Origin of the sequence: Rhizobium sp. B21/90 (assembly GCF_019355815.1) — a bacterium.
In the GTDB taxonomy this organism is placed as follows: Bacteria; Pseudomonadota; Alphaproteobacteria; order Rhizobiales; family Rhizobiaceae; genus Rhizobium; species Rhizobium rhododendri.
Window position 1 is genome coordinate 1126486 of the sequence record NZ_CP072162.1, and the last position, 18840, is coordinate 1145325.

The 18840-nt window shown below is 60.7% G+C and carries 19 protein-coding genes; 10 read left to right on the forward strand and 9 right to left on the reverse strand.

Features of this window, described 5'->3' with window-relative positions; all coding sequences use genetic code 11:
* Window positions 1-94: 94 nt before the first annotated feature.
* Window positions 95-2032: a DUF882 domain-containing protein gene (locus J5278_RS05375; RefSeq protein WP_209184869.1), complete on the reverse strand. Its 1938-nt coding sequence runs from the start codon at window positions 2030-2032 to the stop codon at window positions 95-97.
* Window positions 2033-2207: 175 nt separating this feature from the next.
* Complete coding sequence (locus J5278_RS05380; RefSeq protein ID WP_209184868.1) at window positions 2208-3788, reverse strand: sigma-54 dependent transcriptional regulator; 1581 nt, start codon at window positions 3786-3788, stop codon at window positions 2208-2210.
* A 215-nt stretch (window positions 3789-4003) separates the two neighbouring features.
* Between J5278_RS05380 and J5278_RS05385 the strand changes: the two genes are divergently transcribed.
* Genes J5278_RS05385 through J5278_RS05395 form a run of 3 tightly spaced genes read left to right on the forward strand, consistent with a single transcriptional unit; the run spans window position 4004 to window position 7683 of the window.
* Window positions 4004-5860 carry a M3 family oligoendopeptidase gene (locus J5278_RS05385; RefSeq protein ID WP_209184867.1) on the forward strand — a complete coding sequence of 619 codons (1857 nt, stop codon included), beginning with the start codon at window positions 4004-4006 and terminating at the stop codon, window positions 5858-5860.
* Between the two features lie 39 nt (window positions 5861-5899).
* Window positions 5900-7057: an aminodeoxychorismate synthase component I gene (locus J5278_RS05390; protein WP_209184866.1), complete on the forward strand. Its 1158-nt coding sequence runs from the start codon at window positions 5900-5902 to the stop codon at window positions 7055-7057.
* Entirely contained in the window at window positions 7006-7683 is a 678-nt protein-coding gene (locus J5278_RS05395) for an aminotransferase class IV family protein (protein WP_209187568.1), read from the forward strand. Before J5278_RS05390 ends, J5278_RS05395 begins: the two co-directional genes overlap by 52 nt.
* On the opposite strand, the gene J5278_RS05400 is transcribed toward J5278_RS05395, so the two are convergent.
* Entirely contained in the window at window positions 7684-8589 is a 906-nt protein-coding gene (locus tag J5278_RS05400; RefSeq protein WP_209184864.1) for a sensor domain-containing diguanylate cyclase, read from the reverse strand. It lies immediately after the preceding gene.
* Window positions 8590-8715: 126 nt separating this feature from the next.
* Here J5278_RS05400 and J5278_RS05405 point away from each other — a divergent pair, with 126 nt between their 5' ends.
* Window positions 8716-9000, forward strand: a complete 285-nt coding sequence (locus J5278_RS05405; protein ID WP_209184863.1) for a YciI family protein — start codon at window positions 8716-8718, stop codon at window positions 8998-9000.
* Between the two features lie 292 nt (window positions 9001-9292).
* On the opposite strand, the gene J5278_RS05410 is transcribed toward J5278_RS05405, so the two are convergent.
* The gene (locus tag J5278_RS05410; protein WP_209184862.1) at window positions 9293-9577 is read right to left on the reverse strand and encodes a CopG family ribbon-helix-helix protein; all 285 of its coding nucleotides are present in this window, start codon (window positions 9575-9577) and stop codon (window positions 9293-9295) included.
* Window positions 9578-9786: 209 nt separating this feature from the next.
* Between J5278_RS05410 and J5278_RS05415 the strand changes: the two genes are divergently transcribed.
* The 5 genes from J5278_RS05415 (at window position 9787) to J5278_RS05435 (ending at window position 14247) form a co-directional block, all read left to right on the forward strand.
* On the forward strand, window positions 9787-10158 hold the full coding sequence (locus tag J5278_RS05415) for a DUF4440 domain-containing protein (protein WP_209184861.1): 372 nt from the start codon (window positions 9787-9789) through the stop codon (window positions 10156-10158).
* Window positions 10159-10291: 133 nt separating this feature from the next.
* Window positions 10292-11743 (forward strand): homospermidine synthase, encoded by a 1452-nt coding sequence (locus J5278_RS05420; protein WP_209184860.1) that lies wholly within the window; start codon window positions 10292-10294, stop codon window positions 11741-11743.
* A 173-nt stretch (window positions 11744-11916) separates the two neighbouring features.
* On the forward strand, window positions 11917-12291 hold the full coding sequence (gene omp10 / locus J5278_RS05425) for an outer membrane lipoprotein Omp10 (RefSeq protein ID WP_209184859.1): 375 nt from the start codon (window positions 11917-11919) through the stop codon (window positions 12289-12291).
* Window positions 12292-12460: 169 nt separating this feature from the next.
* Complete coding sequence (locus J5278_RS05430; protein ID WP_209184858.1) at window positions 12461-12907, forward strand: DUF2231 domain-containing protein; 447 nt, start codon at window positions 12461-12463, stop codon at window positions 12905-12907.
* 65 nt (window positions 12908-12972) lie between these two features.
* A complete protein-coding gene (locus tag J5278_RS05435) occupies window positions 12973-14247 on the forward strand; it encodes a sorbosone dehydrogenase family protein (RefSeq protein ID WP_224127974.1) in 1275 nt (424 codons plus the stop codon).
* A gap of 100 nt (window positions 14248-14347) precedes the next feature.
* Here the strand turns inward: J5278_RS05435 and J5278_RS05440 are convergent, their stop codons facing one another.
* Genes J5278_RS05440 through J5278_RS05455 form a run of 4 tightly spaced genes read right to left on the reverse strand, consistent with a single transcriptional unit; the run spans window position 14348 to window position 16794 of the window.
* On the reverse strand, window positions 14348-15316 hold the full coding sequence (locus J5278_RS05440) for a threonine/serine dehydratase (RefSeq protein WP_209184856.1): 969 nt from the start codon (window positions 15314-15316) through the stop codon (window positions 14348-14350).
* Between the two features lie 50 nt (window positions 15317-15366).
* Window positions 15367-15999 carry a DUF4865 family protein gene (locus J5278_RS05445; protein ID WP_209187566.1) on the reverse strand — a complete coding sequence of 211 codons (633 nt, stop codon included), beginning with the start codon at window positions 15997-15999 and terminating at the stop codon, window positions 15367-15369.
* On the reverse strand, window positions 15996-16400 hold the full coding sequence (locus J5278_RS05450) for a cupin domain-containing protein (protein ID WP_209184854.1): 405 nt from the start codon (window positions 16398-16400) through the stop codon (window positions 15996-15998). The genes J5278_RS05445 and J5278_RS05450 overlap by 4 nt, the downstream gene beginning before the upstream one ends.
* Window positions 16401-16404: 4 nt before the next feature.
* Window positions 16405-16794 (reverse strand): tautomerase family protein, encoded by a 390-nt coding sequence (locus tag J5278_RS05455; RefSeq protein ID WP_209184853.1) that lies wholly within the window; start codon window positions 16792-16794, stop codon window positions 16405-16407.
* Between the two features lie 108 nt (window positions 16795-16902).
* Here J5278_RS05455 and J5278_RS05460 point away from each other — a divergent pair, with 108 nt between their 5' ends.
* Window positions 16903-17823 (forward strand): LysR substrate-binding domain-containing protein, encoded by a 921-nt coding sequence (locus J5278_RS05460; protein WP_209184852.1) that lies wholly within the window; start codon window positions 16903-16905, stop codon window positions 17821-17823.
* Here J5278_RS05460 and J5278_RS05465 read toward each other — a convergent pair.
* Window positions 17789-18817, reverse strand: a complete 1029-nt coding sequence (locus J5278_RS05465) for an alpha/beta fold hydrolase (protein ID WP_209184851.1) — start codon at window positions 18815-18817, stop codon at window positions 17789-17791. The genes J5278_RS05460 and J5278_RS05465 overlap by 35 nt on opposite strands.
* Window positions 18818-18840: the final 23 nt, after the last annotated feature.

Below are 18840 nucleotides of genomic sequence, written 5' to 3' on the forward strand. Positions count from 1 at the left end.
CCACTCGGGGCTTTTCTCCAGAAAGCACTTCAGCACTCAAACAGAAAACCCGCCGGAGCGATCCGGCGGGTTTCTTTATGAGCTTGGGTATTGGCTATTGCAGCGTGTCGAACTTCTTGACCGGCAGGAAGTTGACAGCGGAGCCGTTGAAGCGTTCGGGGTCGATGGCTGCGGTCTGCTGCTTGAAACCTTCGGTGTAGACGGTTGTTGGCTGGGCGCGCAGCTGCTGGCTGACGAAACGCGGAGCTTTTACCGGGCGGCTCGCGGTTTCGAGCCGTGCGTTGCTCAGAGCCCAATGCTCGACCATCTTCTCGGTGAGCTTCGGTTCGGTGCGAAGGGTGGCGCGGCCTGCCGTTGCGACAACGGCGTCCTTCTTGCTGGGGCGTCCGCCTTTTGTCGGGATACCTGCGGCGATATTGCTGTCATCGGCGGTCGGCGCATCGAAGGCATCGTAGAAGCGGACATTATTGGCCGACGGGGCGATCTTCGTCTGTGGAGCCAGTGCCGCCATCTGCATCGGTACCGACGTCGTCGGGCGCTGCTGGGCCGGCCGCTGTGTCGGAACCACCTGCGGTGTCACCGAGGCGATTGCCTGGGCTGCCGGCGGCATCGGCGTTGCTGCGAGCGCATTCAACACTTCCTCGTCCTTGCGATGCTGCTCGAGCGCGGCAACGACCGAAGGCGAAAGCGCATTTTCATCCGCATTGTCTTCCTCGGCATCGGTATCCGATTGCGCCGAAGCCAGAAGGTTTTCAGCCACGGCAGGACGCTCCACCGGAACCGGGACGGACGACAGCTGCGAGTCGGCCTGCGAATTAAGCGGATCGGCAGACGCCGTCTGCGTTTCGGCATCGCCCGGTGCGCGTCTCTGGCCAAGCAGCGATGGCACGGGCACGCTGAACGAGCTCAGGTCCGTATACTGTGGCAGGGAGGAGGAGCCGTTTGCCGGCAGGGCTGCGGAGAGCGCATCCTGGGCGGCACTATGGTTTGGCGAGACCAGCGCAGAAGCGACGTCGCTGCCGCCGGCAAGGTTACCGAACGAAGGCCGGACGGCCGGGATCGGTGCATTGAGGCTCGCCACGGCGGTCCGAGGTGCTTCTTCGTCATCCGTTGGCTGGACGACTGCCGGTGCCTGCTGGCGCGGCGTGGACGTTGTCGTCGCCACTGCCTTGGTCGGCGTGGATTCGGCATCGGAATTGTCTTCGGCCTCGTCAGCCCCACCGCCGCCAAACAGCGTCGCGAAGAAACCGCGATGCTTGGTGGGCGAAACGCTGGCAACCTGTATATCGTCTGAAGACATGCGGCGCTTGTAGTCGGCGACTGCCTGGTCGTAGCCCGGAAGCGGCTTGCCGTCGGCCGGGATGTGCATCGTCTTGCCGTTCGGGAACAGGCGGACAAGGTCCTGGCGATCCATGCGCGGCCAGGCGCGAACGCCGCCGACGTCCATGTGAACGAAAGGCGAGCCCGATGTCGGATAGTAGCCGACGCCGCCGGTCTGCAATTTCATGCCGAGTTCGCGCAGCTTGGCGAGCTTGACGTCGGGAATGTAGAAATCCATCGCGTTGCCGAGCATGTGCTGGCTCTTCTTCGCGACGCCGGTGTGGGCATTGCGGGTGCGCAGCATCTCGTTGGTATCGGGCGAGCGGAAGCCGCAGACAACGTTGATGAATTCATGGGAACCGCTCTCGCGATAAACTTCCCAGATCAGGTCGAAAAGCCGGGGGTTCATCTTTGTCGGCTGGTTCTTGCGCCAGTCGCGCAGGATGCGGTTGAGCTGTTCAAGACCACGCGGGTCGAACTTGCCATTGCGCTTGTAGGTGATGACTGCCTTTTCACCCGTATGGACATAATAGATCTTAAGGCTGCGCGTCTCGCCTTCCGCCTGTGAAGGTGAACCCACGAATACCGGCGTCGAAACTGCGATGGCGACCGCACCAATGGCAAGCGCCTTGGCCGTCTTCACGCAAATATCCGAACATACGGTGCGCCAGTTCAAGCCATTACGCTTGGAATTCCCATTCAGTTTCTGCAAGTCGATCCCCGTCCGACAGCAAATGCCGCATAACGTTCCAAATGTCTGTCAATTGCGGTCACACGATGGCAAAAATGCCACACATGTTCAACCACTTCTTACATAGTGAACGATCCACTAACAAGAGCTTTACGACCAGTAACGGAATATGCTTGCCCGAACGTTAAGAAAGCGATCAGGCAGCGTTTTTCTGCGGGTCGTCCGGATCTATACCGTAATCCTTCAATTTGCGGTAGAGGGTAGAGCGGCCAATGCCTAGTTTTCGGGCTACCTGGCTCATCTGGCCGCGGTAAAATTTCAGTGCAAAACGAATCAATTCCTCCTCTACGTCGGCCAGTTTCCGCACTTCGCCGGACGGGCCGGTGCTGGCGATCTGATTGTCGGGAACTGAAACATCGGCTGTTTCAGCCGGTTGGGGAGCCGGTGATTCGTTGGTGACGCTCTCGACGTGGTCCGATTCGCGCCCGCCCACGAGCGAAAGACCGCCTTCGCCCATGGCACGCCTGGAGATGCCGCCGGCAGCCATCTGTTCCGAGGTGAGGTAGCCCGGCAGTTGAGCGGCGATCTGCGGAAAATCCGCTTCGACCAGATCGGAGCCCTGCGCCAGGACGACGGCGCGGAAGATGGCGTTTTCGAGCTGGCGGATATTGCCGGGCCAGTCGTAGGCAGTCAGCAGCGCCATGGCGCCGGCGCTGATACCGAGCGTGTGGCCGATCTTCTGCTCGGCGGAAAAGCGCTCGACGAAGACGCGCACCAGATGCGGGATATCTTCCTTGCGCCGGCGCAGCGCCGGCATTGTGATCGGAAAGACGTTGAGGCGGTAATAGAGATCCTCGCGGAAACGCCCTGCCTTCACTTCCTCGATCAGGTCCTTGTTGGTGGCCGAGATCAGCCTGACATTGACCTTCTGCGTCGTGCGGGCGCCGATCGTCTCGATTTCGCCCTGCTGTACGGCGCGCAGCAGCTTCACCTGCACCTCGACCGGCAGGTCGCCGACTTCGTCGAGGAACAGCGTGCCGCCATCGGCTTCCATGAACTTGCCGACATGGCGCTCTGTGGCGCCGGTGAACGCACCCTTTTCGTGGCCGAAGAGAATGCTCTCGACGAGGTTGTGGGGTATGGCGCCACAGTTGACGGTGATGAAAGGCTTGTTGGCACGGTCGCTGGCCGATTGGATGGCACGTGCCACCAGTTCCTTGCCGACGCCGGATTCGCCCTCGAGCACCACGGGGATGTTCGAAAGCGCTGCCCGCTGGGCGAGGTCGGTGATGCGGATCATCGCCGGACTGGCGGAGATGATGTCGTCGAAGCTGATACTGCCGGAGCGCGTCTTGCGGCCGGCCCGCGCTTTGGCTTCGCGCTGGTCGAGCCTCAGGGCGCCGTGAATGGCGCTTGCGATGCGTTCGGGCGAAACCGGCTTGACGACGAAATCGAAAGCCCCGGCGCGCATTGCCTGCACCACCGTTTCAATGCCGCCCTGGCCCGTCTGGACTATGACCGGTATGTCGGTGCCCATCTCGTGAAGGGCGGCCAGAAATTCCAGCCCGCCCATTTCCGGCATCATCAGATCGAGCACGATGACATTGACGCGGCCACTGTTCTCTTTGAGGACCTGCAGCCCGAGCCGCCCGTTCTCGGCTAGCAGCGTCGCATAGCCATGCCGCTCGACAGCATTCTTCAGAAGCCGGCGCTGGACCGGATCATCCTCAACGATGAGAATTTGCGCGCCGACCTTGGCGTCATTATGTATGGTCATTGGTGCCTCACCTCATGCGAAACTTGAGGTGATTTTGGCAGACAGGATTGAACATCCAGTTCTGAGAAATAACGGCATTTTAATCAATGCACGATCAGCACAACTTTGGCCCGAGGCAGTGATTTCGCCGCGAAAATCGGCTTGCCGCCATCGTTAGGGCCAATTAGACACGACAGGTGACCGTGCCAGACCAGGAAAGCAGAGGATAACTGCCCATGAGCCGCCATTCGCTCCACGCCTTTCTTAACCTTTCGGGCGACATTGCCGTCAAAGCACCTGCAGATGCAGCGCTGGGCGATCTGCCCGTCTGGAAGCTCGCGGATCTCTATCCCTCGGCAACGTCTCCGGCGTTTCTCGCCGACATGGAAAAGGCTGCTTCAGCGTCGGTTGCGTTCGCGGAAAAGTGGAAGGGCAAGCTCGGCACTGCGGCGATGAGCACGGGCGATGCCGGTATCGGTGCGGCGCTGCGCGAATACGAGGCGCTTGACGACCTCATGGGCCGGATCGCCTCCTTCGCCGGCCTGACTTATTTCTCTGACACCAGTAATCCGGCCAACGGTAAGCTCTACGGTGATGTACAGGCGAAGATTACCGAAGCCAGTTCGCACCTGCTGTTCTTCGCGCTGGAGCTTAACAGGCTCGATGACGTGCTGATCGATGCCTGCATGCAGAACGATCCTGAAGCCGGCCACTATCGTCCTTGGCTGGTCGACCTGCGCCAGGACAAGCCGTACCAGCTCGAGGACAAGATCGAGCAACTGTTCCTCGAAAAGTCGATGACGTCGGCAGCCGCCTTCAATCGTCTGTTCGACGAGACCATGGCCGAGCTGCGCTTCGAGATCGACGGCGAGATGTTGCCGCTGGAGATGACGCTCAACCTGCTGCAGGATCCCGACACGGCAGTCCGCAAGAAAGCCGCCATGGCGCTGGCCGCCACCTTCAAGGCCAATCTGCGGGTCTTCACGCTGATTACAAACACGCTCGCCAAGGACAAGGACATTTCCGACCGCTGGCGTGGTTTCAAGGACATCGCCGACAGCCGGCATCTTGCCAACCGGGTCGAGCGCGAGGTCGTCGATGCGCTGGCCGCTGCGGTGCGCGATGCCTATCCGCGCCTGTCGCACCGCTATTACAAGATGAAGGCCAAATGGCTCGGCATGGAGCAGATGGACTTCTGGGACCGCAACGCGCCGTTGCCGGAAACCTCGAATGTGCTGATTCCCTGGGGCGACGCCAAGGAGACGGTGCTGTCGGCCTACAATGACTTTGCACCTGAGATGGCCGCAATCGCCCGCCGCTTCTTCGACGAGCAGTGGATCGATGCGCCGGTGCGGCCCGGCAAGGCGCCGGGCGCATTTGCCCATCCGACAGTGCCTTCCGCCCATCCGTATGTGCTGGTCAACTACCTCGGCAAGCCGCGCGACGTGATGACCCTTGCCCATGAGCTCGGCCACGGCGTGCATCAGGTACTGGCCGGCGGGCAGGGCGCATTGATGTGCCAGACGCCGCTGACGCTGGCCGAAACCGCTTCGGTCTTCGGCGAGATGCTGACCTTCCGGGCTCTTCTGGAAAAGACCACTGACAAGCGCGAGCGCAAGGCGATGCTCGCCCAGAAGGTCGAGGACATGATCAACACGGTCGTGCGCCAGATCGCCTTCTACGAATTCGAGCGCAAGCTGCACACGGCGCGCAAGGCCGGCGAGCTGACGTCGGAGGATATCGGGGCGCTCTGGCTATCCGTGCAGGAGGAAAGCCTCGGGCCGGCGATCCGCATCTCCGACGGCTACGAGACCTACTGGACGTATATTCCGCACTTCATCCATTCGCCCTTCTACGTCTATGCCTATGCCTTCGGCGATTGCCTGGTCAATTCGCTCTATGCCGTCTACCAGAAGGCAGAGCCAGGGTTCCAGGACAAGTATTTCGAGCTTCTGAAGGCCGGCGGCACAAAACATCATTCCGAACTTCTGAAGCCGTTCGGCCTCGATGCCACCGATCCGTCGTTCTGGGCGAGGGGGCTTTCGATGATCGAGGGGCTTATCGACGAACTCGAGGCACTGGACGAGTCATAAAACAACGAAGCGTAAACGCAGGACAGACACGCCGCACACATGGCCAGCACCGCATCAGTCCTTTTCCGAGACGATACTACCGGCCAGGTGATGCTGTTTGCCGAACCCCTGGATGTGATCGTTGCCCATACAGGTGCCGAGGTGCTGGCCGGTCTGGCGCGGATGCAGCGGGAGAAGGCGGCCGGTCGTTGGCTGGCCGGCTACATGGCCTATGAGGCGGGCTTCGTCGTCGAGGACAAGCTTGCGCCGCTGATCGCGGAGGGACGCCAGACGCCGCTGATGGTTTTCGGGGTGTTCGACGGACCGGCAGCTGCGGACCATCCGCTCTCGCAGCCGCAGCGTCGTCTTGAAAACGAAGCCTTTCTGACGGATCCGAAGGCCGCATGGGATTTTGCCGCCTATCAGAAGAGCTTCGACCAGCTTCACCGCCACATCCGGAACGGTGACTGCTATCAGGGCAATCTGACGATGCCGATCGAGGCGCGCTGGAATGGCGATCCGCGCGCCGCCTTCTGGTCGCTGATCGAACGACAGCCGGTCAAGTATGGAGCGCTTGTCGATCTCGCCGGCCCGGTCATCCTGTCGCGCTCGCCGGAACTGTTTTTCCGGGTCGACGCCGAGGGCTGGATCGAAACGCGTCCGATGAAGGGGACGGCGCCGCGCGGACCAACGCCAGACGAAGACGCAGCCATCGTCGAGGCGATGCGCCAGGACGGCAAGACCCAGGCCGAAAACCGGATGATCGTCGATCTCCTGCGCAACGATATTTCGCTGATCTCAGAGACAGGCAGCGTCGAGGTGCCGAGACTTTTCGATATCGAGAGCTATCCGACCGTCCATCAGATGGTCAGTTCCGTCCAGGCAAAGCTCCTTCCTGACCTGTCGATCCGGGATATCTTGGCCGCGCTTTTTCCGTGCGGTTCGGTCACCGGCGCGCCAAAAATGTGGGCGATGGAGATCCTCCATGGGCTGGAGGTCGGTCCGCGCGACGCCTATTGCGGTGCTATCGGGATGATTGCGCCCGATGGTGCCATGCGCTTTTCCGTAGCCATCCGGACGATCACGCTGTTCGACGATTTCAGGGCCGTCTTCAATGTCGGCGGCGGTATCGTCTTCGATTCGACTGCCGAGGCGGAGTACGCGGAATGCCTGCTGAAGGCGCGGTTTGCCGTGGGGGACGCGTGGATCGCCCGGTAGATGAGTTCTCGCTGATCGAAACCCTGCGCTACGAGCCGGGCCTCGGCTTCCTCAGGTTGAAGCTGCACCTGGCGCGGCTGCAGCGTTCTGCCCGACGCCTTGGTTTTGCGGCACCGGAGCAGGTGGAAGCGGCGCTTGACGCGGCCGTTTGCGACGCCCCCAGCCCGCAGCGTGTCCGCCTGACGATGAACCGTACCGGCAGTGTTACGGTCACCACGGCCGGTTTTGTGCCTTTGGCTGCCGATGTGACATGGCGGGTCCGCATCGCCGCCACACGTCTCGATTCCAGCAACAAGCTGCTTAGGGCGAAAACCACGCGACGCGGGGTCTATGACCGCGCCCGTGCCGAATTCAGCCCAGACGAGGCCGATGAAGTTCTGTTGCTCAACGAGAAGGGCGACGTTTGCGAAGGCACCATTACCTCGGTTTTCATCGAAGACGGCTCCGGCATGCTGCTGACGCCGCCGATTGCCTGCGGCCTACTGGCCGGCGTGTTGCGCAGCGAACTGATCTGCACGCGCAAAGCCCGGACCTCTCGGCTCACCCTCGCCGATGTCGACAGAGGCAAACTCTTCGTTGGCAATTCTTTGCGCGGGCTTATCCCTGCGGTGCTGGTGTCGGACTAGCTAGGCCACGCTTTTCAGCTGGTCGCGGCCGGCCCGCTTGGCGACGTAAAGTGCCGCATCTGCCCGTGAATAGATTTCGCGCGTCGTTTCACCGGCGCGAAGTTGCACAAGGCCCGCCGAGCAGGTGTAGGAAAAGGACGGATCGGAGACGATCGGTCGGGCCTGACGCGCGGTTTGCAAGACACGACCGATAATCGCCTCGCCTTCGGCAAGATCGGTATCGGGCATCAACAGCATGAATTCCTCGCCGCCGATGCGGCCAAAACTGTCGTGCCGTCGCACCAGCATGTGGACGCGGCGTGCGAAATCGATGAGGACGTCGTCGCCGGTCTGGTGGCCGAAACGGTCGTTGATGCATTTGAAGAAATCGAGATCGATGATGCAGGCGCAACTCATCATCGGCCGGGCGCCAGCCTGGCGGCGGACAAGTTCGTCGAGTGCCGCCATCATGAAGCGCCGGTTGGAAATGCTCGTCAGTTCGTCCGTTTGCGACGCACGCAAGGCGAAATCACGGTCCTGGCGGAGGTTGCGCTCGCTGGTTCTGATATGGGTGATATCGGAGGCGACGCAGAGCATCCAGCCATTTTCCTCGACAGTCTCGTTCATCCACAGCCAGCGACCGTCGACGAGATCCGTTTCGAAGCTGCGGAACGGGATCTTGCCGCGGCGCGACTGTGCCGAGACCAGCCATGATTCGAAATCGGGAGAGCGGATGACGGTACCGAGGCCGGCCAGCGTATTGCGGCGCATCAACTCCGACCAGAGCGGCGTTTCCTCCGCAGTCAGCGCGAATGCCGACCGAAAGGCATCGTTGGCAAAGCGTAGCCGATCGTCTTCGTCATAGACGGCAATCAGTGCCGCGCTCGTCGACAGAAGCGCAGCAAACCGTTCAGACATGAGGTCCATTCCGGTCTTCCTGTTTCCAATAGGATGCTGATATCATGTTGACGTCTAAAAAGAATGTGAACGGCCGGGGTTCTTAACCTATTCGATCTGTGTCACATCGCGGCATCGCAATCCCAGGGGTCGCCCATGTTCATTCTCTCGCTTACCTATCTGAAAAGCAACGAAGATGCCGATCTGTTCATGGAGCCACATATAGAGTGGGTAGCGGAAGGCTACAGTCGGGGGTGGTTTCTCGCGTCCGGCCGCAAGGTACCGCGCACCGGCGGCGTGATTTTTGCAAAGGGTGAGCGCGCCGATCTGGAAGCCTATGTCGCCGCCGACCCGTTTACGCTGCATGGCATCGCAAGCTACGAGATCACCGAGATAGCGTTGACGAGGACGGTGGAGGGGCTGGAGTTGTTGAGGGGATAAAGATCAGCCTCTCACATCGGTGCGAGGTGCCGATCGCCGTCCGTCGAAGATCTCCAGGATCTGCAGGTCCGTTCCAACTATCCGATAGATGATGGAATACGGCGACTGGTGCACAATCAACCTCCGAACATCTGCGACATGTGTGCCAAGTCCGAGGCGTGGCTTATCTTTGAGGAGGTTGGCCGCGTGCAGGATTTTGCCGCTATTTTATTTGCCGCCTGAGGATTGTGGTCGGCTATGAATGCGCGAATGGCCACCAGATCGGCAACCGCGGCCTCAGCCCAAATGATGTTCACTGCGCCGTCTTACGGCCGAGCGGCTTCGGTGCAGGAAGCTCTCCCGAGGTTCCCCAAGAGCCAAGCCAGGACGTTATTGCCTCGTGGGACACGAAGCCTCCACGATCTGCACGGCGAACGGCTTCGTCTACGGCAGAGATCTGCCATTCCTGTTGAGCCAGATAAAGCTCCAGGGCCTCAGCGGTAATGGATGTCGCGGAGCGATCTGTTGCCTTGGAAAGGCGATCCAGTCGCTGTTTCGTGTCATCCGAAAGATCCACGAATAGCTTATTGTCAGCCATGAAACGCTTTCCACACCTTCGATGTCCTAAGTCTAACAAAGCGTGGATCATCCGGCAACAAGTCGGGGCTTTTCTGGTCTCCCGCTTTCAGTGCGAAACGCTACGGTCGAAAATGTCGGCGGAATTGCCCTGCATATAGTCGTCCATGGCTCGCTTATGCATTTGTCGTACAAAGGTGGATGGGCTGGATTTGTTGAGGGGATAAAGCCATGGATGGATTGCTCGAATATCTTCGCCAGCTTGAGGAAAGGCTGTTCGATCCGGCTGTGCGTTCGTCGAGAGCGACGCTTGAGGAGCTTCTGTCGCCGGAATTCCGGGAGATTGGCAGTTCCGGGCGTATGTTCGGCTTCGACGACATCATTTCGGCCTTGCTGACGGAAGAGCCGGTGATGTCACGTGCCTTGCACAATCCGCGGCTAGTCATGCTGTCGGAGCATGTTGCGCTGGTGACTTACGGATCGATCCGGAAGACCATGGAGGGCCATGCGGTCCATTCCCTGCGCAGTTCGATCTGGCGGCAGGAAGAAGACGGGCGCTGGCTTATGGTTTTCCACCAGGGGACTTTGACGGATAGGCTATAGTTACGCTCGGCGAGGTGGTCATCCACCCTTTATTGTGACAGGATTTTGTGATTAGAGCCCTTCACCCATCGTCAAGCGTTTGCTGATGAATCGATAGACACCAAAGAGCCTCCGCTCTTTGAAGGAGAAAAGAATGAAGCAGGAAAACTACCCGGTATATGCCGAAATAACCGGCCCGATCGTGATGATCGGCTTTGGCTCCATCGGCCGCGGCACGCTGCCCCTGATCGAGCGCCATTTCAAATTCGACAAGAGCCGGATGGTTGTCATCGACCCGCGTGAAAACGAAGGCGACATGGCTATTCTTGCCGAGCATGGCATCCGCCATATCAAGGAATATGTCACCAAGGATAACTATAAGGAGCTGCTGAAGCCGCTTCTGACCGAAGGCGAAGGCCAGGGCTTCTGCGTCAACCTTTCTGTCGACACCGGCTCGCTCGATCTGATGAAGCTTTGCCGCAAGCTCGACGTTCTCTACATCGATACCGTCATCGAGCCATGGCTCGGTTTCTATTTCGACAAGACCATGAAGAACGCCGACCGCACCAACTATGCGCTGCGCGAAACCGTGCGCCATGAGAAGAAGAAGAACCCGGGCGGCACGACGGCCGTTTCCACCTGCGGCGCAAACCCGGGCATGGTCTCGTGGTTCGTCAAGCAGGGCCTCGTCAATCTTGCCCGCGATCTCGACATCAAATTCGACGAGCCGGACCAGCATGATCGCGAAGGCTGGGCCAAGCTGATGAAGAAGGTCGGCGTCAAGGGTATCCATATTGCCGAACGCGACACGCAGCTGACCAAGAACCCGAAGCCGCTCAACGTGTTCTGGAACACATGGTCGGTCGAAGGCTTCATTTCGGAAGGCCTGCAGCCTGCCGAACTCGGCTGGGGTACCCACGAAGAGTGGATGCCGAAGAATGCCAAGAAGCACAAGAAGGGTTGCCAGGCGGCGATCTATCTAGAGCAGCCCGGCGCCAACACACGCGTTCGTACCTGGTGCCCGACACCCGGTGCGCAATACGGCTTTCTCGTCACCCACAACGAGTCGATCTCGATCTCCGATTATTTCACGGTGACTGACAAGGACGGCGACGTCTCCTACCGTCCCACCTGCCACTACGCCTACCATCCTGCCAACGATGCCGTCCTGTCGCTGCATGAAATGTTCGGAAATGGTGGCAACGCCCAGCCGGTCATGCATGTTCTCGACGAGAACGAACTGGTCGAGGGTGTCGACGAACTCGGCGTGCTGCTTTATGGCCACGACAAGAACGCCTACTGGTTTGGTTCGCGCCTTTCGCTCGAAGAAACGCGCCGCATTGCGCCGTACCAGAACGCCACCGGCCTGCAGGTCACCTCGGCCGTTCTCGCCGGCATGGTCTGGGCTCTCGAGAACCCAAAAGCCGGTATCGTCGAGGCCGACGAGATCGATTACAAGCGCTGCCTCGAAGTGCAGATGCCTTATCTCGGTCCGGTCGAAGGCCATTATACGGACTGGACGCCGCTGACCGGTCGTCCCGGCCTGTTCCCGGAAGATATCGACACCAAGGACCCTTGGCAGTTCAAGAACGTTCTCGTTCGTTGATAAGACTGGCTGATTAGCACTTGGAATGCCCGCATCGTTGGTGCGGGCATTTTTGTTACGCCTCAAGGATAAATATGCGGATCGGCGGTCCGAGCCTTGCTTTCAGGGGGGTGCCGCTCCATCTTTTCGCAAAGTGTGCGGCAGATGCCGATTCTGAATTTCGGGGAAGAACCATGAAGATCAAAGCAAGCCTTGCCCTCCTTGTCTCGGCCTTGTCGCTCGCCTCCTGTATGGATCAGGGTCCGCGGCAGATGCCGATGCAGGTCGCGACCCGCCAGGCACCGCAAACGGTAGACGGCACCTGGGCCGATCCGAACGGCATCATCTCGACATTCCAGGGCGGCGGCTTCTCCACCCGCACCACCGACAGCAACCAGCTGCTCGCCTCCGGCACCTATGTCAACACTGCGCCCGGCCTTGTCGAGATCAACATGACGTCAATGCTTCGCAAGACGACTTCGAAGGTCAATTGCGCGCTGGTCAACTCGAACCAGCTGAACTGCACGTCCGACAGCGGCGCCCAGTTCTCGCTCGCGCGTCGCGGCTGAGGTTTTCTGGCAGACATTCAAAAGCTCCCTTCGCGGGAGCTTTTTTCGTTTCAGGGCCCGGCAAGTGCCCCACGCAGCGGCTATAGATAGCGGCTATAAAATGTCGGAACGAAAGGCTGGCTAACTGGTTTGCCAACGACGCAATTTGGCGGCATTGGAAGAAAACCCCATGACAAACCCCATTATCTATCCCGTAAGGATCGTTAAACCTCCACTATTTCCCATTCTGTGGCATTTCGCCGTTGCCTGTTTCATCGGCACGATGATTACCGACATCACCTATTGGCGAACTGCCGAAATGATGTGGGCCAATTTTTCGGCGTGGTTGCTGACGGCCGGCCTGATGGTCGGCGCGGTAGCAGCACTGGTCTGCCTCGTTGATTTCTTCGTTGGCCGCCTTGTCGGCGTCAACCGTCTCTCGGCCATCTATGTGCTCGGTAACGGTATCGCCCTGGTGCTCGCCATTTTCAATGCCCTGATCCATAGCCGCGATGCCTGGACCTCGGTTGTCCCGATGGGCCTGGTCCTCTCCGCAGCCACGCTGATCGTATTGATTCTCGGTGGTTTGCTCGGCCGCACGCCGGTCTATCGCCAAGACCTAGGAGTAGTCGAGTGATGCGCACAGTGATTTCCCCGAGAACCATCCGCCGCTCGCTCGCTGTCGCGCTCGCTTGCACCTCGATGTTCGCTCTTGCCGGCTGCGGTGGCAGCGATCCGGATCCGACGAGCGAAATCGGTGCAAATCCGACGCTACCGGAACAATCGCAATATCTGGTACCGCCAATGCATGTCGCCCCCGTGGTCGGCTGGCAGAAGGACGAGACGCCGACCGTGCCCGAGGGCATGCAGATCAAGGCGCTGGCCTCCGGGCTTGTTCACCCTCGCTCGCTTTACGCGTTGCCGAACGGCGACGTTCTGGTGGTCGAATCCGTCGCGCCGCCTGCAGCCGCTATCACACGTCCCAAGGACCTGATCATGGGCTGGGTTCAATCTTTTGCGACCGGAAGCCCGCCACAGCAGGCAAGCAATCGCATCACGCTGCTGCGCGATGCCGATGGGGACGGGGTTGCCGAAGTTCACGACGTCTTTCTCGATCACCTGAATTCCCCGTTCGGAGTAACCCTTGTTGGCAACGATCTCTATGTTGCCAACACCGATGCGATCATGCGGTTTCCCTATACACCGGGCGCTACCAAGATAACCGAGCCGGGTGTCAAGCTTGTCGACCTGCCGGGCGGCCCTATCGACCATCACTGGACGAAGAGCCTGGTCGCCAGCGATGACGGCAAGCTGTTGTATGTCGGCGTCGGGTCGAACAGCAACATCACCGAAAATGGTATCGGTGCCGAGAAGGACCGTGCTGCGATCTGGGAAGTCGACAGGGAAACGGGTCGCTCGCGGCTGTTTGCAACCGGCCTGCGCAACCCGAATGGGCTGAGCTTCGAGCCAAAGAGCCATGCGCTCTGGGCTGTCATCAACGAGCGCGATGAACTCGGCCCCAATCTGGTGCCGGATTACATGACGTCGGTGAAGGATGGCGCGTTCTACGGCTGGCCTTACAGCTATTACGGCCAGCACGTCGATCCGCGTGTCATGCCGCAGCGGCCTGATCTGGTCGAGAAGGCTGTCGTTCCGGACTATGCGCTCAGCTCGCACGTCGCGCCGCTCGGCATGGCGTTCTATACGGGCACAAACCTGCCGGCGGCCTATCAGGGCGGTGCGTTTGTCGGCGAGCACGGTAGCTGGAACCGCAAGACCTTCAACGGTTATAAGGTCGTCTTCGTCCCGTTTGCCGATGGTCGCCCGAATGGCAAGCCGCAGGATATCGTTACCGGCTTCATGGGTGCGGACAACAAGACCCGTGGCCGGCCAGTCGGCCTTGCCGTTGATAAAACCGGTGGCCTGCTGATTGCCGACGACGCCGGCAACACAGTCTGGCGCGTCTCCGCCAAGTAGGCGCGGCCGCACTACTTGTAAAACAAAGCCCGGCGCTGATGTCTCAGCGCCGGGCTTTTTCGTCTGAAGGCTCATCTGTTCCAGAGAGGTAGTCTCCCCGTTAGTGGCCGAGGGATTTCAGGAAGACGTCGTTGTCGACGTTGCCGCCTGAAGTGACGGCAATCACCGTGTCGCCGGCGAGTTCGTTGCCGTGGAAGAGGGCGGCGGCCAAGGCGACGGCGCCGCCGGGTTCGACCACCAGTTTCAGTCGGGTAAATGCCAGCGCCATGGCGGCAAGGGCTTCGGCGTCCGTCACGACGAGGCCGGTGCCACAGAGCCGCCGCATGATTGGGAAGGTAATCTCGCCCGGCTGCGGCGTGATGATGGCGTCGCAGATCGAGCCCGAAAGCGAGGAGTTGCGTTCGATCCGGCCAGACGCCAGCGACCGTGTTGCGTCGTCGAAGCCCTCTGGCTCGCAGGGACGCACCTTCATTTTCGGCGCTCGGGCTTCCAGCGCCAGTGCGATCCCCGACGTCAGACCGCCGCCGCCGCATGGCACCAGCACTTCGGCCGCGCCGATATCGTTTTCAAGCGCCTGCTCGGCGATCTCGAGCCCCGTCGTTGCCTGTCCGGCGATGACCATCGGTTCGTCATAGGGCCGGATCAGCGTCAGGCCGCGTTCCCTCGACGGCCGGGCGCCGATCTCGTCGCGATCTTCCGTGGCCCGGTCGTAGAGCACCACTTCTGCGCCGAAGGCGCGGGTATTGTCGATCTTCATCTTCGGTGCATTCGACGGCATGATGATGACCGAGGGAATACCATGCATGCGGGCCGCCAGGGCCACGCCCTGAGCATGGTTGCCGGAGGAAAAGGCGATGACGCCGCGCGCGCGAATGTCGGGCGACAGCGCCGAGATAGCCGACCAACCGCCACGGAATTTAAAGGAGCCGGTATGCTGCAGGCACTCAGCCTTGACGAACAGGCGCCGCCCGGCGATTTCGTCGAGAAAGGGCGAAGACAGCAGCGGCGTGCGCCGTACCTTGCCGGAAAGGCGCACCCGGGCTGCTTCGATCATTGCAATATCGACCAAGAAAAAGCTCCATCTCGAAAAGGTAGCGGCGTCCCTTGCATAGGATCTCGTCAGCCCCGATGGAACAGGGACATTGTCCCGGTGACAGCATTTTGGTCGGCGTCGAGGGGGCAGGCGCGCTCGGGCAACGAGAGATGGCCGAGGCGATAGGCAAGAGTGTCGGTCGGCAACGGCGCCTGTGGCATCTCCCGCCAAAGCCGGAAGCGAAGGCGTTTCCAGCCATCGGGATCGAAGGCCGAAACCGAGGCGAGTGCTGCACCCGTTTCGATGTCGGCTAGCGCATCCGCGCTGCCTGCTGCACGCATCTTGCCGAGATCGGCATCCAGGCCGATGTCGGAAATCTCGCGGGTGGCGAAGCGGGCCTTTCGGACGTCTGCTGCAATCGCGGTTTTCCAAAGTATCCAGGTGTTCACCTGCGGCCGGCCAAACGCCGCGCTGACGCCCGCAAAGCCCGGGCCGCAGAGAAAATCGTTCAGTCCCTCGACACCGTTCCAGACATAGAGCGGCGCATAGAGATTGTCTCTTGACCCCGTGGTCGCGTCGCCCTTGCGGGCAGTGAGATAGGCCTTGAAGACGAGGTTCGGAAAGTTGTCCAGCAGGGGGCCTTTATCGCGAATTCTCCGGTCGACGATGTCCATGTCGTAGTCGGCGGGGAGCGCGAAACTGTATTGCATGGCGATCACTGTCGGTCTCCTTCGGTAACGGGCTCGAACCAGGCGACGGCGCTGCCTTCGTGTGCGGCCTGGACGCTCAGATAAGCCAAACTCGTCGTCGCGCCGGATCCGTGCCAGTGGCGCTCGCCTGGCTCGAAACGGATGGAGTCTCCGGCATGCAGTTCCTCGACCGGTCCGCCGTCACACTGGACCAAGGCGATGCCGGAGAGCACGTAGAGGATCTGGCCGTGCGGATGGCTGTGCCAGTGGGTCAGCGTTCCAGGCTTGAGCATGGCGATCATGGCGCCGAGCCCATTCTCAGACGCCGGGATGAGCGTCTCCAGCAAAAATGGCTGGCTGGATATCCCCTCGGGTGCCTGCTGCCGAGCCTCGCCGGCTCTATGGACGCGGTCCAATTTGTTTTGGGGCATGACGTTATGCCGCCTCTATCATCTGGGCGCGGCCGTTGCCGAACGACCAGTCCTCGCGCCCGGTGGTGGTGATGACGATCATCACGTCCGCCGCACGGATACCCATTGTATCGCCGAGCAGTTCCGTTACTCGGCGATAGAATGCCTGCTTAACCTCGGCGGTCCGGGGCTTGCCGATGGTGACGTCGAAAAACAGGTAGTCGTCCGAGCGCGGTCCGGCGAGGTAGTCGCGGTCGAAGACCAGTTCGCCGGGCGAGCACTGGTGGATGACATGAAACCGGTCGGCGGAAGGGACATCGAAAGTCTCGACCATTGCGCGGTGAAACGTGTCGGACAGCATCGCGAGATATTCTGGCGATTTGCCGCGCATCAGGGAAATTCGGGTAATTGGCATGAGGGTTCTCTCGGCTGAAACAAGTTGACGCAACTTCTATTGCACCCTTTATCCGTCCGGATAATCAGATATATATGGATTTATGATCCCGATAAACTGGACAATGATGTGAGCAAGCCTATCTTCGATCTCGATATTCTAAGAAGCTTCGTCGCGGGCATCGAGCTCGGTACCTTTGCGAAGGCGGCGGAGCGCGTCGGGCGCTCAACATCAGCCGTCAGTGCGCAGATCAAGAAGCTCGAGGAGCAGGCGGGGAGGCCGATCTTTCGCAAGGCCGGCCGTGGGCTGGCGCTGACCGAAGCCGGCGAAACGCTGCTCGGCTATGCGCACCGGCTGCTCGACCTCAACGATGAAGCGGTTACGGCGGTGCAGGGGATGGAACTCGAAGGCTGGGTCCGGCTCGGCCTGCAGGAGGATTTTGGCGAGGCGCTGCTTCCCGAAGTTCTCGGTCGCTTTGCCCGCGCTCATCCGAAAGTGCGCATCGAGGCTCGGGTGGTACGCAACGTCGAGCTGATGGAGCGGGTCCGGTCCGGCCGGCTCGATCTGGCACTGGCGTGGAGCAATGGCGAGCGGACCGCGCATTGCGAGCTTGTCGGCGAGGTGCCGATGTGCTGGGTGGGGCCGATGGACGGCCGGATCGACTGGATGGCCGATAGCGGCGAACCGATGCCGCTCGCCACGCTCGATGCGCCTTGCCTGCTCAGGACCGCCGCGACAAAGGCGATGGATAGTGTTGGCCTCGGCTGGCGGGTCGCTTTCGTCAGCCCCAGTCTCGGCGGCCTGTGGGCAGCGACAGCGGCCGGTCTCGGGATAACGGTGCGCACGCCGCTCGGTTTGCCCGGCATGCTGCGGCCGCTGTTTGACGGAGAGCTTGGGCTGCCGTCGTTGCCGAAGCTAGACCTCGTGCTGCACCGTGCTTCGGCGGAGCAAAGTCCCGCCACCCAGCGCCTCGCTGCCATTATTCTGGAAGCGTTGCGTCCGTCACTTGCAGCATTCAGGCACGGGTCGCTGGAGATGGGTCCGAACTGATCTCGGCGGCAATTCGTATTTCCGCGAGGCGGGCCACCTGCTGCAGGTCACGTGGCGCACCGGCGAGATATTCGATGGCGGCAATGGCGACGTCGTTGGCGATGTAATCGGGCTTGTGGCCGAGGTTGCGGATGGTGATCAGTTCGGAGCCGACGATGTCGCGCTCGAGGCCGATGGAATGGAGTTCGGCCAGCACCACGTCGTCCGAATCGCCGGTGATGATGACGGTGGGCGCCTTGATCTCCCGGTATCTCTGCGATTCGCGCGTCACATAGCCAAGCAGGTTGACGACGTCCCGGGCGTTGTTGCGGAAGACATCTGGCCGCAAGACCAGAGCTGGCGCCGTCTTTTCGATATAGTCGTGCGGCCGCGGGTTGGGGCTGAAGACGCCGATGGTGCCCTGGTCGAGCTTGCGGAGGCCGGCGGGAATGACCAGCGTGTGCGCGAAGATCCAGCCGAGGACGGGCGCAGACGCCAGCCGGTAGTACCAGTCGACACCGCCGGGCCAGGGATGGGTGGCCGGTGCCAGAAACAGCAGGCCAGCGGTCATTTGGGGATGGCGAACCGCAAAGGCTGCGGCAATTGCGCCGCCGAAGGAGTGGCCTACTATTATGGCGGGGCCGATTTGCAGTTTATCCATCAACTTTGCGATGGCATCGGCCTGTCCGGACGGAAAGGCATTGTCTGGCCCGCCGCGTTCGGAATAGCCGTGGCCCGGGCGGTCAACGAAGAGCATTTCGGCGCGGCCTTCGAGAGGGCTGGCGAAGGCCTGCATCTGGTCGCGCAGATTGCCGCTGGCGCCATGAATGAAGACGAGAGGCGGCAGGTCCGCGCCGTCAGGGCGCTTCAGGTGGAGAGCATTGATACTGTAGCCGCCGATGTCAATGAGGTTGCTGATGTTCGGATTGGCCTCGGTGATGGCCCGGCTCTTGAAGGTGGTGTAGGCAAACGCCGCTGCGAGCAGCAGGGCAACCAGAACCAGAAAACTCAGCATCGACAGGCAACTCGCAAAAATGC

Excerpts from the sequence above, each read along its gene's own strand:
- J5278_RS05380 (WP_209184868.1), bottom strand. The coding sequence starts at position 3,788 with ATGACCATACATAATGACGCCAAGGTCGGCGCGCAAATTCTCATCGTT.
- J5278_RS05385 (WP_209184867.1), top strand. The coding sequence starts at position 4,004 with ATGAGCCGCCATTCGCTCCACGCCTTTCTTAACCTTTCGGGCGACATT.
- J5278_RS05390 (WP_209184866.1), top strand. The coding sequence starts at position 5,900 with ATGGCCAGCACCGCATCAGTCCTTTTCCGAGACGATACTACCGGCCAG.
- J5278_RS05395 (WP_209187568.1), top strand. The coding sequence starts at position 7,006 with ATGCCTGCTGAAGGCGCGGTTTGCCGTGGGGGACGCGTGGATCGCCCG.
- J5278_RS05400 (WP_209184864.1), bottom strand. The coding sequence starts at position 8,589 with ATGGACCTCATGTCTGAACGGTTTGCTGCGCTTCTGTCGACGAGCGCG.
- J5278_RS05405 (WP_209184863.1), top strand. The coding sequence starts at position 8,716 with ATGTTCATTCTCTCGCTTACCTATCTGAAAAGCAACGAAGATGCCGAT.
- J5278_RS05410 (WP_209184862.1), bottom strand. The coding sequence starts at position 9,577 with ATGGCTGACAATAAGCTATTCGTGGATCTTTCGGATGACACGAAACAG.
- J5278_RS05415 (WP_209184861.1), top strand. The coding sequence starts at position 9,787 with ATGGATGGATTGCTCGAATATCTTCGCCAGCTTGAGGAAAGGCTGTTC.
- J5278_RS05420 (WP_209184860.1), top strand. The coding sequence starts at position 10,292 with ATGAAGCAGGAAAACTACCCGGTATATGCCGAAATAACCGGCCCGATC.
- omp10 (WP_209184859.1), top strand. The coding sequence starts at position 11,917 with ATGAAGATCAAAGCAAGCCTTGCCCTCCTTGTCTCGGCCTTGTCGCTC.
- J5278_RS05430 (WP_209184858.1), top strand. The coding sequence starts at position 12,461 with ATGACAAACCCCATTATCTATCCCGTAAGGATCGTTAAACCTCCACTA.
- J5278_RS05435 (WP_224127974.1), top strand. The coding sequence starts at position 12,973 with ATGTTCGCTCTTGCCGGCTGCGGTGGCAGCGATCCGGATCCGACGAGC.
- J5278_RS05450 (WP_209184854.1), bottom strand. The coding sequence starts at position 16,400 with ATGCCCCAAAACAAATTGGACCGCGTCCATAGAGCCGGCGAGGCTCGG.
- J5278_RS05455 (WP_209184853.1), bottom strand. The coding sequence starts at position 16,794 with ATGCCAATTACCCGAATTTCCCTGATGCGCGGCAAATCGCCAGAATAT.
- J5278_RS05465 (WP_209184851.1), bottom strand. The coding sequence starts at position 18,817 with ATGCTGAGTTTTCTGGTTCTGGTTGCCCTGCTGCTCGCAGCGGCGTTT.